The 18,986-nt window shown below is 38.0% G+C and carries 12 protein-coding genes; all 12 read left to right on the forward strand.

The window, feature by feature from the left end:
* Nucleotides 1-196 precede the first annotated feature (196 nt).
* The 12 genes from VCM39_RS01105 to VCM39_RS01160 all read left to right on the forward strand — a co-directional run bounded on the left by VCM39_RS01105 (nt 197) and on the right by VCM39_RS01160 (nt 18,388).
* Complete coding sequence (locus tag VCM39_RS01105; protein WP_322932411.1) at nt 197-424, forward strand: hypothetical protein; 228 nt, start codon at nt 197-199, stop codon at nt 422-424.
* 121 nt (nt 425-545) lie between these two features.
* On the forward strand, nt 546-3,938 hold the full coding sequence (locus VCM39_RS01110; protein ID WP_322932412.1) for a hypothetical protein: 3,393 nt from the start codon (nt 546-548) through the stop codon (nt 3,936-3,938).
* Between the two features lie 19 nt (nt 3,939-3,957).
* The gene (locus VCM39_RS01115) at nt 3,958-5,142 is read left to right on the forward strand and encodes a T9SS type A sorting domain-containing protein (protein WP_322932413.1); all 1,185 of its coding nucleotides are present in this window, start codon (nt 3,958-3,960) and stop codon (nt 5,140-5,142) included.
* A 1-nt stretch (nt 5,143) separates the two neighbouring features.
* A complete protein-coding gene (locus VCM39_RS01120; protein WP_322932414.1) occupies nt 5,144-8,413 on the forward strand; it encodes a DUF6443 domain-containing protein in 3,270 nt (1,089 codons plus the stop codon).
* An 8-nt stretch (nt 8,414-8,421) separates the two neighbouring features.
* A complete protein-coding gene (locus tag VCM39_RS01125) occupies nt 8,422-9,156 on the forward strand; it encodes a hypothetical protein (RefSeq protein WP_321029058.1) in 735 nt (244 codons plus the stop codon).
* Between the two features lie 82 nt (nt 9,157-9,238).
* Complete coding sequence (locus VCM39_RS01130) at nt 9,239-9,973, forward strand: hypothetical protein (RefSeq protein WP_322932415.1); 735 nt, start codon at nt 9,239-9,241, stop codon at nt 9,971-9,973.
* Between the two features lie 104 nt (nt 9,974-10,077).
* Nucleotides 10,078-10,512 carry a hypothetical protein gene (locus VCM39_RS01135; protein ID WP_221650104.1) on the forward strand — a complete coding sequence of 145 codons (435 nt, stop codon included), beginning with the start codon at nt 10,078-10,080 and terminating at the stop codon, nt 10,510-10,512.
* Between the two features lies 1 nt (nt 10,513).
* A complete protein-coding gene (locus tag VCM39_RS01140; RefSeq protein ID WP_322932416.1) occupies nt 10,514-11,194 on the forward strand; it encodes a hypothetical protein in 681 nt (226 codons plus the stop codon).
* A 447-nt stretch (nt 11,195-11,641) separates the two neighbouring features.
* Nucleotides 11,642-12,049 (forward strand): hypothetical protein, encoded by a 408-nt coding sequence (locus VCM39_RS01145; RefSeq protein ID WP_289293644.1) that lies wholly within the window; start codon nt 11,642-11,644, stop codon nt 12,047-12,049.
* Between the two features lie 218 nt (nt 12,050-12,267).
* Nucleotides 12,268-14,043, forward strand: a complete 1,776-nt coding sequence (locus tag VCM39_RS01150) for a glycoside hydrolase 43 family protein (RefSeq protein WP_322932417.1) — start codon at nt 12,268-12,270, stop codon at nt 14,041-14,043.
* Between the two features lie 12 nt (nt 14,044-14,055).
* Entirely contained in the window at nt 14,056-15,777 is a 1,722-nt protein-coding gene (locus VCM39_RS01155) for a VCBS repeat-containing protein (protein WP_322932418.1), read from the forward strand.
* A gap of 49 nt (nt 15,778-15,826) precedes the next feature.
* Nucleotides 15,827-18,388: a glycoside hydrolase family 3 protein gene (locus VCM39_RS01160; RefSeq protein WP_322932419.1), complete on the forward strand. Its 2,562-nt coding sequence runs from the start codon at nt 15,827-15,829 to the stop codon at nt 18,386-18,388.
* The last annotated feature ends 598 nt before the right edge of the window (nt 18,389-18,986 follow it).

Raw genomic sequence — 18,986 nt, forward strand, 5'->3', positions numbered from 1 at the left:
ATATAATAACTCTGTGCCCTAAGTGTACTCTGTGGTGAAATTTATTCTCTATCAACGAATTCTATATTATATTTAAACACTGAAAATATCTACATTAGTTATAATTATTGATATATTTAGGGTCCTGTTCAGTCATCAATAATACGACATTTCTCCGCAAATCATTTTATCGGAGTCTAATTAACGATAATGAGTTATGAAAAAGAGAAAAAATAAAACGTGGACTACTAAAAATACTCATGTAAAAAGAGAAAATAAAAGTAGTGATATAAAACCTGAGAAATGGTATTTTAAATGGGGAACATGGATTATTATAGCATTGGCCATTTTAATTATAATATTACGTGCTTTAAATAACCATATTGTAGGCTATGATCGTTTTATTGGTATGCCAACGGAGTGGATGCAGTCACTGTTTGAGTAGTAGTAATTATACATTTAAATTACCGATACAAATAAGTCCTTTTGCATATTATCTGTGATATCATGAGTTGTATAATGAGGATAATAGTAGTTAACTTATTTTTCAAATTGTATAAAAAACAATGAAATACAAAATTTTTATCTTATTACTCACCTTATCGACTGCTTTATATAGTCAAGATATAAATATCCCGGTTTCTCCCAATGTTGCCTCCATGGGCGAATTTGGTAACTTTCCTATAGGATATCATACCGGGACTCCTGTAATCGAATTTCCTTTCTATGAAATAGATTTGGATGGTTTAATCATACCCATAAAATTGAAATACAATTCATCCGGTATTCGGGTTGATCAGGAATCCGGATGGGTAGGGTTAGGTTGGTCTTTAGAAACGGGAGGGTGTATAACTAAAGAAGTGAGAGGCTTTAATGATTTTAGTTATGACGATTCTACTACTTCTGGAGGAGTGTCTTTCGGGTATTATTATACATGGCAGTCTAACTATGAACAATATCTCTATAAAATTAATTATAATCCGTTGACTGAAGTGATTGAGCAAATAGCGGGAAATGAATTATTGACTACTGAAGCATCCTACTTGACAGGTCAGGACAACGAACCGGATTTATATCATTTTAATTTCTGTGGTTATTCCGGCACCTTTTATTTTGAACCGTGGAAGAATGGCGATCCTATCTCTGATTATATAAAACCTGTAATTAAATCTTCAAATCAATACCTGAACATTACATACAATACGAGGGAGAATAAATGGCTTGTTGTTGATCAACAAGGTTTTAAGTTTATTTTTAAAGAGAATGAATATACCCATGTCTATGCTGAACAAACGGAGCACGAAACTCCAGCTCTCAGTACAGATAAGAGTAGATTGTATCTCAGAAAAAAAGGTTCCTGTACGGATACGAACTGTCAGTTGGAATCTATCGAATCCCCCAAAGGCCGAAAGGTTAATTTTACATATAATCATGAGAATTCGAGTACACCTATAAGTACTTCTTATCAATCTGATATCCCGATATTTGATAAGAGTTTTGGCGATATAATTATTGGAGGCGGAGCAAATAAGTATTATAGCTATACCTACTCCGGCATAGAGCAGTTACTACCCTCTACTATCAGCTTTGATGGAGGTAGTATCTCTTTTATAACTTCGGCAAGGAAAGATATGGAGCGTTACGCTGATTTATATCGTGTCCGGCCGGGGATTTCATCTTTGCCTCCTCAGAAACTGGATAAGGTTATAATTAAAAATCGATCAGATAATCATGTCAAAAACATAAAATTTTCCTATAGTTATATGAGTGATACGACGGATGTTAAGTTGAGTCGTTTAATGCTCAATTCGTTTGAAATAACTGATGCACAGGAACAGATACATCAGCAATACAAATTTACGTACAAAGAGGGAGTATTACCTGCCAAAAACTCTTATAATTCAGATTTGTGGGGATATTACAACGGGGCTGTGAATCAAGTCCAGCTTCCTACTTATACAGAATTAAAAACTCAGGGAAATATAGAGAATACTTGTAACTATCCTGAATCTTACATAAAAATAGGTGCTGATAAACTTACGAATGAAAAGTATATGCAGTATGGAACTTTGGATATGATTGAATATCCTACCGGAGGTAAAACACGATTTATATATGAATCACATGATTTCCGAAATGGGAGTAATGGTGGATTTATTAGAAGGTTTCCCTTAAGTTCAGGTGTTTCATACAGCCCGGATGCCAGTTTCCAACAAGGCAGTGAATACACTTATGGAAAAGATTTTGTTTTAGAAGATGATTCGTATCTAAGATTGTCTTTTCACTATCACGTACACGATTCATACAAACCGGCTTTGTCAAGAGCAAGTCGTATCTTCCTTCAGGAAAAGCATGGTAACGGCTATATAGATGTTTATAGTAAATTGATTAATCTGGAAAAAGAAGCTGAAACAATTAATTTAGATGCGGATGCCGTTTATCTCAAAAAAGGAACATATAGAATTTATTTATGGAGAGAGGCAAAGGATCAAAATGGACAAAATAAATCTTTCAATTATCATCTATCAGCAAGTACCATGGCTCTTTCCTGGCAGAATGAGAGTAAAGGAGGTGGACTTAGAATTAAAGAAATACAGAATATAGATAAGGGTGGCATAGTAAGTACAAAGCGATATTCCTATTCGGAAAATGGACAATCATCGGGTTGCTTATTATCAATACCCGACTATGCTTTTTTGCAGATTTTAGACCGGACAATAACGAACAGCACTTATTATGAAAGTATACGAATGAGGATGCTGAAATTTATGGCTTACAATAAACAATTTAGTCCCAACTTTGGCACCCCTTTTATTCCCAACAATGGTGCTGCTGCTCAGGTTGTTTGTAAATACGTTGAAGAGAGCTGTGTGGATGCGAACAACCAAACGACAGGAAAAACTACCTACAGATACATGGCAGAACCCTTCAAAACAAAGGTCCCATTTCCAATACCTAAAGAGTATCATATAGGTAATGGTTCATTGCTGGAGGAGGCTCATTATGACAGTGATGGAATTCTACAGAAGAAAAAGATATTTAATTATTCTTTTAAACAGATACCGGGAGCTTTTACACAATATATACCTAAATTTTATGAACCTTTTGATGCCAGTAGGATAGGAATACAGTTCTATGAAGTCAAACCTGAATATTGGAGTTTGGATTCTATTTCGGAGAGTGATTATTTTGACTTTGGCAAGAAAGCTGTTCATAAGCAGACAAGGTATAAATATGATATGGGCAACCGGCTCGTTTCAGAGCAAATGGAGTCTTTAGGGGAAAATGACTTTGTAACCTTAACAAAGTATGCAAAAGATTTTTCAGACCAAATAGCTCTAAAAATGAAAGATAAAAGTATGATTGGAGTTCCTCTTGAAACTGTTACACTCAAAGATGGTAAAATCATATCCGGAAATAAATCTCAATATATTTTTGATGCAAGTTTGGATGCTGTATTAAAGAAAAGTTCTTACTCATTGAAAAAAGTACCTTCTCTGTCTCTGACAGATAATTATTCGCGATACTATGAAGCCGATTATACGGTTGTTAGTTATGATAATTACGGTAATCCTGTTGAGATAGAAAAAAAGGATGGTATTCGTGTTGTATATCTTTGGTCGTATAATGGGCAATATCTGGTTGCTGAGATAAAAAATGCTACTTCCTCCACTGTAAATACTGCTTTGGTATCTGTTGGTCTGATATCTATTGATTCTTTGTCAACAAATGTCAATCCTGATAAATCGAAACTGGATAAGTTAAGAACCTTATCTGCCTTAAGTGACGTTCATATTACGACCTTTCAATATAAGCCATTGATTGGTGTAACTCAAATAACTGATCCCTCAGGTGTGACGGCCTATTATGAATATGATTCATTAGGTCGTCTGATACATGTAATGGATATGAATCACAGTACTGTTGAAGAGTACGATTACCATTATAGGAATCAATAAAAAATAATACTTTGAACTTATGATTACGGACAATAAAAAGAGAGTCGCTCTGCTACTTCTACTTCTTGTAAGTACGAGCTTATGTTACTCACAATATACCTTACAAAAGGATTATATCCATATACGTGCTAACGACACAGTAGTGAAGCAAGAAGTGAATTATAAGGATCCGGGGCGTAGTGGAACTAATGTTTTCTGGAATTACAGTAATCTCCAACCGGTGAAGTTCCCTTATTGCGTTTGCTATGGTGGCAACGATACGGTGGTTTTTGTGAAAGAGCACCTGACAGAGTATAAATACCGGTTGAACTGTGGTGATTCTTTGATGTTGGAGGGATACCGTAATCGTACCACCTATTTCAATGCTCTTGTACCCGGCCTTGAATTTCGATATCCGTTTCATTATATGGACTCTCTGGAAAGTAATTTTTATGGAGAGGGGAAATATAGTGATAAGTTGGCATTCATTTCACAAGGTCGTGAAAAAGTGAAGGTAGATGCCTGGGGAACCATGTTGCTTCCGGGCAACGATACCTTGAAGAATGTGGTTCGGATGTGTCTGCAAAAAGATATTTGTGAACATATCTCTTGGACGGACTCCATCTTACTTAGAGTACACGGTGATTCTACTGTCCTTCGTAAAGTCCGTATTGAAGAGCATCTGAGAAGCGATACTGTATTACTGCGTCAGACAAATTATCGTTGGTATGCCGAAGGATACCGTTATCCGGTATTTGAAACCATCCGTTGTGAAACTTTTAAGTCCGGTAGCCCGATGGCATATTATGCGACTGCGTTTTATTATCCTCCGGAAGAGCATATCTATCTTGAAAATGATTCGCTCAACAAGCAATTACAAGAGTTACTGAAGGAGAATAGTCTCTTAGCTGGCCAGCATACTTCCAGGCCAGGAGAAGATGAATCTCTCCCTCCGTTGCAATCAGAATTGTTGGTCTTTTACAATATTTACCCCAATCCGGTAAAAACAGATGTTACTTTGGAGTATTACTTATCGGATGACGCACAGGTATGTATCAGTCTTTTTGATCTTAGCGGACGGTTACTGAAGCAAACAGACAGTGGGAGGAAGCCTGGAGGAACCTATAATGAAACCATCTCAATGGATGGTTGTCCAAGAGGAAGCTACGTATTACGGTTAACGGTGGCTGATAAAACATTTGTTGAAAAACTAATAAAGGAATAGAATGATGAGACGTACATTACTATCCATGTTTATAAGTGGCTTATGTTTTTCTCTGCTGAACGGACAATCTGCTGATCAAAACTATATTCGCATTATTACTCCCAGCATTACTACTTCGGATGCTTCTTCATTGGTACCTTCTCAGTGTATCACTCGTATTCAGTATTATGATGGGCTTGGACGTCCTGCAGAGACTGTGATGAAGGGTATTACTCCACAAATGAATGATCTTGTTTCAATGGTGGAATACGATACTTTTGGGCGTATGTCACACGAATGGCAACCTGTTGCAATGGGTGGTACTTCGGGTGAATACCGTCCTACATCGGATGTGAAAGCACGGTCTTCTTCTCTTTATGGAGATGAATATGCCTATACGAGTACTTATTATGACTCTTCTCCTTTGAACCGTGTCGTGAAGCAAATTGGTCCCGGAGCGGATTGGCATGTCAATGATAAAGCCCAACGGACCGAGTATCAGGTGAATACGGCAACCGGAGAGTTATCCGTTCCTTGTTTCGTTGTTGAAAACAATCGCCTGAAGCGAAGTGGCTTTTATCCGGCTTCGAGCTTGATCATCACATTGACAAAAGACGAAGATGATGTTGCCTGCTATGATTTTGTTGACTTGGAAGGTAAGCGCATTAAGTATAAGGGTGTTATTTATGTGTACGATAATCTGGGGCAACTTCGTTATGTTTTACCTCCTTTCTTTTTTAATACTTATGGATCTTCTGTATCGGCTGATGGCTTCTATGATGTCACTCAGGAAACGGGCTTGTATAAAATGTGTTATGTCTATAATTACGATGACAGGGGTAATTGTATCAGCAAGAAACTGCCTGGCATAGAACCTATTTATTACGTTTATGATAAAGCTGATCGACCGGTTCTTTCCCAATCTCCCAACCAACGTGCTCATGATGAATGGAGTTTTACAAAATACGATGCTTTGTCCCGTCCTATTTTGTCCGGTACAACAAAAATAAGTGGGAAAAGTCATGGACAGCTATGTGAAGAATATCGCAATCAACTCTCGAAAGAGACCTTTACAGGTAGTATCGTATCTGATTGTTATGGCTACAGTAATGTGAGCTTACCTATCCGGAATCTGACTATTCTAAAAGTGGACTTTTATGATAACTATACGTTTATAGGCAACCTTGGATTGCCTTCTCCGTTTAATTATCAGATGCAAAGTGGTTTTTCCACCTCTTATCTTACTACTCCTAAGGGGATACATACCGGTAGTATAGTCAAAGTCTTTGATTCTACTGTGGCGAACAAGTTTTATTCGGTTTTTTATTACGATACTAAGGGGCGTGTTATTCAAAGCTGCAATAATAATTCCTTGGCAGGTTTTGATACTTATTTCACCTCTTATAATTTCTCCGGTTCTCCGGTTGATGTGCTGCATATCCATTCCAGTAGTACGATTTCCTCTTTGAATGAACGCTATCATTATACGTATGATCATGGCGGTCGATTGACGCAAACTACCCACTCTTTGAATAGTGGGGCAGAGCGAATTCTTGCACAAAATGAATATGATGAACTGGGACATCTTCGGAAGAAGAGTTATCCGGGAAATCTTGATTCCGCTACGTATGGTTATAACGTCCGTGGATGGATAGATCAAATCAATTCTACTCATTACAGGCAGGCTATTTATTACGGTTTTTGGCAGAATAAATCGAAAAGTTGTTATAATGGCAATCCAGCCGGTGCGTCCTATTCTACTACTTATCGTGATCCGGTTACAGGGGCATTGGCACAAACCGGCGAACTGTTGGTTGAATATGAATATGATGGTGAAATATTGAAAATGATGTCGTCCGGAAGTATAGAAGATGGCCAGTTCGAATATGATAGTGATATGGGGGAGAGCTGTCCTTCTATTTATGACGCTATCCTTCGTTTTTACAAAGGACAATCTGAAGATTTAATGTTACTAAGTTCGCAGGGATACGGAATTGATAATATTTGTGAATATGGTGCAAACAATGTTGCATCTCTTCCTATACAATTTATGTCGAAATACCCTGATGCTACTCCTACCTTTTTCTATGATGCTAACGGAAACTTATATAAAGATTTAAACCGTGGTATTACAGGTATTGATTACAACTTGCTGAACCTGCCCGAAAAGATAACTTTTGAAAATAGCAGTAATATCCGTTACCGTTACGATGCCGACGGTACTAAGCTCCGGGCTGATTATAAAACCGTTTTTAATGAGCTGTATACTCCCATCGGCTTACCCGTGCAAACAAGTTCCGGTACTTTAACGGTCGAGCACCATATCGATTATTGCGACAACCTAATCTATGAAGACAATGTATTGAAAAAGATCCGAGTTGATGGTGGCTATATCAACTATAATCCCTCTACAAATAATGGTGAATACTGTTATTACATCACAGATCAAATCGGTAGTAATCGCGTTATATTAAGTGAGACCCGCGGTGTGATTCAGTATGCCGATTATTATCCTTATGGCATTCCTTTTTCAGAGATACCTATGGAAGAAGATAATTTCCTCCATGCAGGTAAAGAACTTGAAAAGATGCACGGGCTTTATTGGTATGATAACGGCAAGCGTTGGTACGATCCGATCCTTGCCCGTTTTACTACGATGGATCCTTTGTGTGAGAAGTATTATGATAAGAATCCGTATGCTTATTGTGGGGATAATCCAATGAGGTATGGGGATGTAAGAGGGGATAGTATTACTGTGCTTAATCTGGGTAGTGGAACCGATCAACACATGGGGCTTCTGATTCAGGATAAATCTGGTAAATGGAATTATTTTTCATTCAATGGTGTTCCTGCGTATAATAAAACATTGGGCGTTTTGGGAGGAAGACCTTTTGATGATATAGAGGTTGGCTCTTTTGATTCGCCTGAAAAATTTATGAATAGTCCTTACAATAAAAAATATGAAAAGATAGAAGAGAAGGCAGATCCCTCGATTAATTCATACGGATATCCGGAAGGATATGTAATACCTGCAACTCAGGATCAGGATGAAACAATTAAAAAAACATATATTGATGCAGTTAATGAAGGTTATACTTTAAGTGATAATCAATGTGCAAAAGTTGTTCAGAGGGCTTTGTCAAAAGCAGGTATAAGTGTATATGAATCTACAGTTACCCATTATCCGTATGCGAGTAGTGTGACAAGAACTCTTCCATATTTACCCAGTAATGCTTATTCTGTTATCAAATCAAATAATCCGCAAGGATATTCAGTGTATAAACGCAAATAATATAGTCTATGAAGAAGTTTACTAAAAAAAGATTTTTCAAATGGCTGTTTGTTACGATATTGATACTACTTGGATTGTATAAATGTACGATACCTGTGTTTCTTTTACGGCCGTACGATATCCATTGTGATTCAATCTCTCAGATAATTAGTACCGAAAGAGATATTTGGTATTACAAGCCTTTGTGTGATACCTTAATATTGAAAGACAGCTTGCGTGATATCCGTTTCCATGTACGTCAGGCTTGCGCATATGAACTTCGCGGTGTAGATCAAATATATTTTCGTTATTATTTGCCTTGGATTCGCTTTTATGAAACTGATAATATAAAGATATTCGGAGTTTGGTTTGACTACATGGCTTTGCGTGACAAGTATGATAAATATATGGGTATTTACTATGATTTGGGTAAAGAGAATGTAGATAATATTTTTGCCGGGCCATGTGGTTGGGATGATTCAGAGCGAGGTGTTTCGTATTATGGAAGACGATTGGGAACTCCTTTACCCGATACTATCTATTTTTCAGTTTATGGGAATCCTTATATTTATGTAGATAAGTCTACTTATCATACTCTTTCCCGTGATAAACAATGGGAGGTTATCGATAGGGGGGTAGATTTGGAAGGTGAACGCCGTATTTTAGGTCAGCTTATATTTGTAAAGTCAGATAGCCTTATCTTTGAGAATAAGCGTTGTTATGATAATGACAAGTTATTAATAAAACGTCCGGTAGATTATTGAATTATAGTGTACCACTGGCTTTAAATGCAAGATATAAGATGAAGTAGGGATATTTAGTGTATAAACGCAAATAATATAGTTTATGAAGAAGTTCACTAAAAAAAGATTTTTCAAATGGCTGTTTGTTACGATATTGATACTACTTGGATTGTATAAATGCACGCTTCCTGTACTTCTTTTACCACCGTATGATATCCATTGTGATTCAATTCCTCAAATAATCAATACTGAAAGAGATATCTGGTATTACAAGCCTTTGTGTGATACTTTGATTTTGAAAGATAGCTTGCGTGATATCCGTTTCCATGTACGTCAGGCTTGTGCATATGAACTTCGCGGTGTAGATCAAATCTATTTTCGTTATTATCTGCCTTGGATTCGCTTTTATGAAACTGATAATATAAAGATATTCGGAGTTTGGTTTGATTATATGGCTTTACGTAACAAGTATGATAGAATTACTGGGATTTACTATGATTTGGGTAGAGAGGATGTAGATAATATTTTTGCCGGTCCATGTGGCTGGGATGATGCAGAACGAGGTATTTCATATTATGGGAAACGACTGGGAACGCCCTTGCCCGATACTATTTATTTTTCGGTTTATGGGAATCCTTATCTCTATGTAGAAAAGTCTACCCGTCGAACTCTCCCCGAAGATAAGCGATGGGAGGTTTATAAAAAAAGTCGAGAACTGAAAAATGAACGCCGTATTTTAGGTCAGCTTGTATTTGTAAAGTCGGACAGCCTTATTTTTGAGAATAAGCGTTGTTATGATAATGACAAGTTATTGATAAAGCGTCCGGTAGATTATTGAATTATAGTGTACCACTGGCTTTAAATGCAAGATATAAAATGAAGTAGGGATATTCAGTAAATGTCTTTCTTTCGTAGAAATGAATTAAAAAAAATGACAAATTTGTGAATGAAAGTGTAGTAACAAATATTGTATATGGAGGAAATGCTCAAATCATGGATATTGCAGAGAATACGATAACATTAGATGCTTCTAAAGGTGGTGGAGCAATTGCTGTATTGGCAAGCGAAAACTCTACATTGAAACAGAATACAATTCTTATCAACCCCTCTATTAAAACACAGGCTACTGTATATGCTGTTACTCCAGCGTATTATGTAACACCTATAATCCCTGATAATGGACCACGATTTATAAAAGAAACAATATCTCAAGGTGTAAATGATGTCACATTTCATGAGATAGGTCATGTTATTTACCAAGGTAAAGCTCAAAACAATGTGATAAATTATCACAATAGGGTTAGGAGGATACTGAATTTAGCTCCACGACCATATGATGAAACTCACAATAGAAATGTAAAACAGGGGGTATATTAATATGAATAAGATTTGTATTGCTGCACTATTTTTGTTTGTTTTTGGGGTTCATTTGAGTGCACAAATGAAAGAACTAAAACCCAATAATTATGAGTCTGTATCCACGGATCGTTTGTGCTTACGTTTAGTTAATAAATCAAATGATTGTATGATCTTTGAATTCATTAATAAATCTGATGATAGTTTGTATCTCTTTGATAGTTATCTGAACGAAATTTCAATTTTGTCGAAAGAAAATTTGTATGATACTAAATATTTGCATAGATATGATGAAAAAACAAAACAGTGTAAAATTTCTTTTTTACCGCTTTTGCCATACTTATCAGTAGAGTATGTTGATCTTACCGTAATAGGAGAAAAAAGGTTCGTAAGGAAAGGACAGATAATATATCATTTTAGTCCTATTCCTCCAAAAGGAAAACTTTATATTTCAATTCCTGGAACGTTTTTTTATTCAAAGAAATACGTTAAAGATATCTCCCTTAAAAGTTTCTCTATTTTTGATAAAAGAATAAAGTTTGATGATATATTAAAAAAAGAATGTGATCAAATAATAGTTGAATTTGCCATCTATAAGAATGTTGACTTATTGACTTCGATGGATGCTTATTATTTGGATGAGATTAGATTTAATGAACAGGCGCTTTCGTATGAAATCTTTTCTATCCTTATTGATTTGTAATGGTAAGTGTTGGTACGATTCGATCTTATGTCGTTTTACGACGATGGATTCTTTGCGTGAGAAGTATTATGATAAGAATCTGTATACTTATTGTTGGGTTAATACGATGAAGTAATAGTTTTGGAAGGAAAGTTGTATTTCTTGAAGTGAATTTATTCACGATACCTTATGATAGAATGATTACAAACCGAAACTATGATACTTTTACAGCGACTCATGAATTTGGGCATTTAAGTGGCCTTGAACATAATAAGCGTAATCCTTTTAACTTAATGAGGTCAAATGGTTCCTTTTACAATTTAAATAGTACACAATTTAAAACAGTTTATTCAAAATGGAAGAATAAAGAGCTAAATAAAAGATATAATTATGAAATTAACCCCTTAGGGAGGAAAAGGCCCAATAGAGGGAAGGCATCAATTTATGTTAGACCATAATTTACATCATATGAAAAAGAGAAAAATTCTATTATTATTAGCAATGTCGTATTTTTTGATATTTGTTTCTAAAAACATTTATTGGTATGTTAGAAAGGATTGTACCAATTTGTCTTTTGTTTTATCAAATCATATTACATGTTGGAATGGAGAGAATACAGAGATATCTATTGAGGTTTATATTGATAACAAGCTGTATTTCAGGAATAATAGATTCTCTGAGCTTTATTTGTTTATTGATAATATGAATGTATCTATGGGTTATCATCATCTTAAAGTTGTTGTAGATTTTCATTTTGTTGAAACGGAGGGCTTTTTTGTTTTTCCTATAAAATGGATTACTATTGAATGTTGGGGAGAAGGAGATATTGAGAATATTACGTTAGGGTTTTCCTCATCACCTCCAGGGCTAATGTAAGAGAGGATATATGGTAAGTATTTGGGAAGAGTCGGTTATAGTAAATTTTCGTGGTTTACTAACAGAAATGTAGAAAGTAGCCTGCATTCTATTCTTCAAATATCAAAAATATCTACATTGGTTATATTTATTGATACATTTATCACTATATGCGATAACCAATAACACTACATTTGCACACAAACCTTCGAGTTATTAACCAAATTAAAATAAAAATTATGAAGAACATTTTCTCTTTAAAGAAAAGCAGGTCTGCTCTGTCACTTGTTCTTTGCTGCTTACCTTTTATCACTATTACTGCGCAGCAAATGACGGCATTTGAAAGAGTAGGAACAGATGATGAATCTATTCAGGAGTTTTTTCCGGGTGAACACCGGGCTCGCCCGGTATTAGGGGCATATACCAATAGCGGTTATATGGGATTGTTTTGTGGCGGGCAGGATCTGGGAGGCTCCAGTGGCTGGTATATAGATCCGCGTTGGGGAGATTTGGGAGACGGAACGTTTGCCAATCCTATTCTGAATGGTGACTATTCCGATCCGGACGTTATCCGGGTAGGGAGTAAATACTATATGATTTGTTCCGAGTTCCACTTTATGGGTATACCGGTTCTGGAATCGGATGATATGGTAAACTGGACCATTGTTGGTCAGATATACAATCATATCGATCTTCCTGGTTTTTCGGAAATGAAGCGTTATGGCGATGGCAGTTGGGCACCTGCTCTACGCTATCATGACGGAAAGTTCTGGATGTTTGTATGTATGCCAAACGATGGATTGTTTATGTCTACAGCTACAAACGCTGCCGGCCCCTGGACACCTTTACATTGTGTGAAGAGTGCCGGTGGTTGGGAAGATCCTTGTCCGCTTTGGGATGATGACGGACAGGCTTATGTGGGGCGCAGCCAATTGGGTGGTGGCCCGATTTATATTCATAAGATGAGTGCAGACGGTAGTCGGCTTCTTGACGATGGAAAGAAAGTATACGAAGGTCCTGTTGCCGAAGGGACGAAACTCTTTAAGAAGGATGGCTATTATTACATAAGTATTCCCGAAGGCGGTGTAGGTTCGGGTTGGCAAACGGTGATGCGTTCTAAAAATATTTATGGACCTTATGACTCAAAACGTGTATTGGAAATGGGAGTGACGAAGGTCAATGGTCCTCATCAGGGAGCTTTGGTAGATACACCCGAGGGAGAATGGTGGTTTTATCATTTCCAGTCGGCCGATCCGCAAGGGCGTGTTGTACATTTGCAACCGGTGGTATGGGAAGACGGTTTCCCGGTTATCGGCACGGACTATGACAAGAATGGAATTGGTGAACCGATGAAAGTCTGCAAAAAGCCTGCTGTTAAATGTGATGTAACTCCGCATGCACCGCAGGCCAGTGATGATTTTTCTTCTGATAAGCTGGCTGTACAATGGCAATTCAATCATAATCCGGCAAATGAAAACTGGTCGCTTACTTCCCGTCCGGGATGGTTGGAGATCAAAGCATTGAAAGCAGAAAGTGTGCGTGATTCCCGCAATCAGTTTACTCAAAAGACGATGGGGTATAAGGGCGAAGTCGTTATCCGGATGGATTATTCTGCTATGACCGAAGGACAACGTGCGGGTTTAGAGTGCATTGGTAATAAATTTTGTGGAGCAGGTGTTCTGATGCAGAAGGATGACGGAACATTAACCCCGGTTGTTTATTACGAGAACGAAGGACAGATAAAGCTGATTAAAACAATAGAAAAAGCCGGTGATCCGGTGATTTATGTAAAATTAGTGATCGATGCCTTGAATAATAAGCATCAATTCTCTTATAGTCTGGATGGTCAAAACTATCTGGAGTGTGGTGATTCCTTTCAGGAAGGCTCTCGTGACTGGAAAGGTTCTCGTGTAGGGCTTTATTCATATAATACAAAGGAAGAGGGTGGAAGCGCCTGGTTCGACTCGTTCGAATATAAATTTGACGGCCCTGGCGGTCTGGTAACAGAAGAATAAAAGGAGTGGTTTATGAAAAAGAGATTAATTGCTTGTTTGCTTGCAACGTTACCGTGCATCGGAGCTGTTGCTCATGTCTGGGATGAATTAGCTATCCTCGCCCGGCGTAATAGTGATGGTACTTTTACCCTTGAGAAAGACTCTTATCTGGCTGTAAGTACCTATACGAATGCTGTCTTTTTTGATTATAACAATGACGGAAATCTTGATTTGCTGATCATGGGGCAGGGAGGAGACTGGAATGTCAGTAGTGATATTAAAATAGTTGCTTTGTACCGGAATCTGGGAGAAGAGAATGGATATCGTTTTGAGAAAGTTGCTGCTCCGGGTTTTCTGCCATACAAGGATGAAGGATTTTTCAATCCTGTATCCGTAGGCGATTATAACCATGACGGATATACGGATGTAGTTGTGATGAGTTATCACAACGGACGCCGCATTGATCTGTATCTCAATGATCGTGGAAGTGGTGCCTTTATTCGTCAGGAACAACAGGTGTTTGAGGCAGCTACCAATGGATCGGTCCTGTTTGGTGACCTGAATAATGACGGTTGGCTCGATATTGAGTTCACCGGATATAGTGACAAAACTTCTACTGCGCTTAAAACGTATATTAATAAACGTGACGGTTCGTTTGTGGATGAAACGCCTTCAAATATTCGCGGAGCTTTTCAGGGACAGTCTACACTTGCAGATATTAATGGCGACGGTACATTGGATATCATCAGTACCGGAAACGGAGACGGTTGGGTCTGTCTCTCTTCTTTGTATTACAACACTGTAGATAAAGATGGTAAATGCATCTATCGGTATGTATCCGAAAAAGAAAGTAATATTCTGGGAGTGAGCCGTGCCAATCCGTTGGTTGCCGATTTTAATGGCGATGGGCTGATGGATATGGTGATCAATGGAGAGCCCAGTGATGGCTCCGGTTTTAGAAACCGTATTTATTATCAGACGCGGGAGGGTAAGTTTGTTATGGATAAATCCTATCCGGTGGTTCCTGTCAATCAGGATGGTGGTATTAACATGGGTGACGTCAATGGAGATGGTAATATGGACTTGATTGTTGGCGGCTATGTGGGTACTTACGAGAAGGCTCCTGCCTCCTATTATACGGCTCCGTTACGCGTTTATGAGAATAATCCGCAAAAGGTAGGACTTTCCGGAAATACTTTTCCCGAACCGCCATCCAAAGTTACGGCTGTGATGGAAGGTGATGAACTTGTTATCTCCTGGTTACCCGGTTCTGATAAGGAAACGTCGGAAGCTGCTTTGCGTTACAATATTTATGTCCGTAACGAAACGACCGGAGAATTATATACAATGATCCCGGTAGATATTGAAACCGGTAGGCTGAAAGTAGGTACCGACTTACAAACTTCTCTCTCTTCCGCCCTCAACTCCTATCGGATGCGTGTGTTCGGCAATGGTAGATATACCGTAGGTGTTCAGTCGTTGGATCAGTCGTACGCCGGTAGTAAGTTTGCAACCACCGGTTTATCTGTTGCAACCGGCATTCAGTCAATCGCATCATCCGATCATTTCAGGGTTGTTCCGGTAGATACCGGAGTAATGGTTCGTGGTATGGATAATCACAAAGTAGTTGTGTATACTATGGACGGCAGAACCGTGAATACCGGCTTTTCTAATACGGTTATTCCTTTGTCGGAAAGAGGGGTATATCTTGTTTCTGTGAGTGGAGAAAGAACACCGCTGAAGTGTATGTATTAGTAATGATTAGGTGTATTTGTGCTATCGTAAAACCAAAAGAATAATAAAAATGAATAGAAGATTATTACTGATTGTAGTAAGTGTGATTTGTGTTTTTTCAACTCAGGCACAAAATAACAGAGACATTTATCTGAATATGGATGTCTCTCAGCATGAACGTATCCTTGATTTATTGTCAAAACTGACCGTTGAAGAAAAAATTTCATTATTGCGTGCCACTTCACCGGGTATCCCCCGGCTTAACATAGATAAATATTATCATGGGAATGAGGCCCTTCATGGAGTTCTGCGTCCGGGAAACTTTACTGTATTTCCGCAAGCCATCGGATTGGCTGCTATGTGGAATCCACAATTATTGCATGAAATATCAACGGTAATCTCTGATGAGGCTCGTGCAAGGTGGAATGAGTTGGAACGTGGCAAGAAACAATCGGCACAATTTAGTGATTTGCTTACATTCTGGTCTCCTACCGTAAATATGGCAAGAGATCCACGTTGGGGACGTACTCCGGAGACTTATGGTGAAGACCCTTTTCTGTCGGGCAGGTTGGGCGTTTCATTCGTCAGAGGATTGCAGGGAGATGATCCCCGTTATCTGAAAACGGTGTCGACTCCTAAACATTTTGTAGCCAATAATGAGGAACATAATCGTTTTGAGTGTAATGCCATTATCAGTGAAAAGAATCTGCGGGAATATTATTTGCCCGCATTTGAAAAGTGTATTACGGAGGGGAAAGCCGCTTCTATAATGACTGCTTATAATGCTATTAATGATGTTCCCTGTACACTGAATAATTGGTTGTTGAAGAAGGTGCTTCGTCATGATTGGGGATTCGATGGATATGTGGTTTCTGACTGCGGAGGCCCGAGTCTCTTGTTCACAGATCATAAATATGTAAAAACGTTGGAGACTGCCGCTACTTTGTCCATACAAGCCGGGCTGGATCTTGAATGCGGGGATAATGTCTATATAGGACCTTTACTCAACGCTTATAAACAGTATATGGTTACTGAAGCAGAAATAGATTCTGCAGCTTATCGTGTATTAAGAGGACGTATGCGCCTGGGATTGTTCGATGATCCGGATTTGAATCCTTACAATAAGATATCGCCTTCGGTAATCGGTTGCGAGAAACACAGTAAATTGGCTCTTGAGGCAGCTCGTCAGAGCATTGTTCTGTTGAAGAATGAAAAGAATTTTCTTCCTTTAAATCCTAAAAAGATAAAATCGATAGCCGTAGTGGGGATAAATGCAGGAAATTGCGAATTTGGTGATTATAGCGGAACTCCGGTTAATCATCCTGTATCGGTGCTTGAAGGTCTTAGAAACAGATTGGGCGATCAGGTTGAGGTTGTGTATACTCCTTGGGTCTCTTCAGTTTCAGGATATGATATGATAACGAAATCGTATTTTCCGAATGGTCTGAAGGCAGAATACTATGATAATAAGGATTTGACAGGTACTCCTAAAGTACGTATAGACGATAATATCAACTTTGAACCGATCAATCAAGCTCCGGATCCTTTTTTACCGAAATCTCCATTGTCTATCCGTTGGAGCGGCGACCTCGTGCCTACTGCTTCGGGGAAGTATACATTGGCTTTTACTTCAGACGATGGTTGCCGGTTGTATATTGACGGAAAGAAAATTATAGATTCATGGCATAACCGAAGTGTAGGGACGGATAGTATATCTTTGTCTTTAGAGAAGGGGAAAAAGTATAAACTCGTTGCTGAATATTTTGATGGTGGAGGCAGTGCATCTGCAAAATTGTATTGGCGTGCACCCGATACCGATCAAAGAGCGGTGATTGACTTGTACGGAGAAGCCGGAAATATTATGAGAAAATGTGATTTGACGGTTGCCGTATTGGGAATAAATCAATCCATTGAACGGGAAGGACAAGACCGTTCTTCAATAGAACTTCCGAAAGAGCAACAAGCATTTATCGAAGAGGCTTATAAAATAAATCCGAATACGGTGGTCGTTTTGGTTGCTGGTAGTTCATTGGCCATAAACTGGATGGATGAACATATTCCTGCTATTGTCAATGCCTGGTATCCCGGAGAGGCGGGAGGTACTGCTATAACCGAGGTTCTGTTTGGAGATTATAATCCTGGCGGAAGATTACCATTAACCTATTACAACAGTTTGGACGAACTGCCTGCATTCAATGATTATGATATTCGTAAAGGGCGTACTTATCAGTTCTTTGAAGGCAAGCCGTTGTATGCGTTTGGTTACGGACTAAGTTATACCACTTTTTCTTATAAAAAACTGAATATTGATTCTTCCGGTGATACTGTGAAAGTAAGCTTCACACTGAAAAATACCGGAAAGTATGAAGGCGATGAAGTTGCTCAGTTATACGTAAAATACCAGGGAACAGATTCGTCTGTAAAGATGCCTTTAAAACAGTTGAAAGGTTTTGAGCGGGTACATTTGAAGAAAGGAGAAAGCAGACAGGTGATTTTGACTGTTCCGAAATCTGAATTGAGATTCTGGGATGAAGCAAAAGGAGAATTCTTTACTCCTTCGGGTGATTATCTGTTTATGGTTGGTAGTGCCTCCGATGCTATACAGCTTCAGCAAATTCTGAAAGACCTCTAGTTAAGGTAATTCAGATAAGATAATTTGTTGAAGAGGGGAGTATATCTTGTTCCTGTAAGTGGAGAAATAGCTCCGCTAAAGTGTATATATTAGCAATGATTAAGTGTATAGTATTCAAATGTTTATTACATAGTGTGTTGTGCGCTTGTTATATGATTTCTTATTATAAAACATCCGGGTGTTATTGTTGAAAACATCCGGGTGTTTTACTCAAGAACATCCCCATGTTTTATTGTAGAACATGGGGATGTTCTTGATTCTTACCTTTGGAGATGATGGATAGAGAAAGCATATTATTTGTAAGAAGAAAGTGTACTATGTTAAGTACAAGACAGTATATGTTTATTGCTTAGTTATAATGTCTGTTTCCAGCAAATATGATAGAGTCTATTGCAGTGGGTAAGGAACTCTTCAATACGGTTATTACATTGAAGTATATCCGAGATTTATTTAGTGTATCTGATGCGTATATGTTAAACTACGATATATATTGGGATACTTAGAGTGGGAAGTAATTCTTTTATTAATATAATACTTTTGTTCCATTTCTTTTTTGGACTGTCTCATGTTGTTTTTTGATATGATTCTGTTAGTATTT

The organism is Bacteroides mucinivorans (assembly GCF_034654355.2).
Classification (GTDB): Bacteria; Bacteroidota; Bacteroidia; order Bacteroidales; family Bacteroidaceae; genus Bacteroides; species Bacteroides nordii.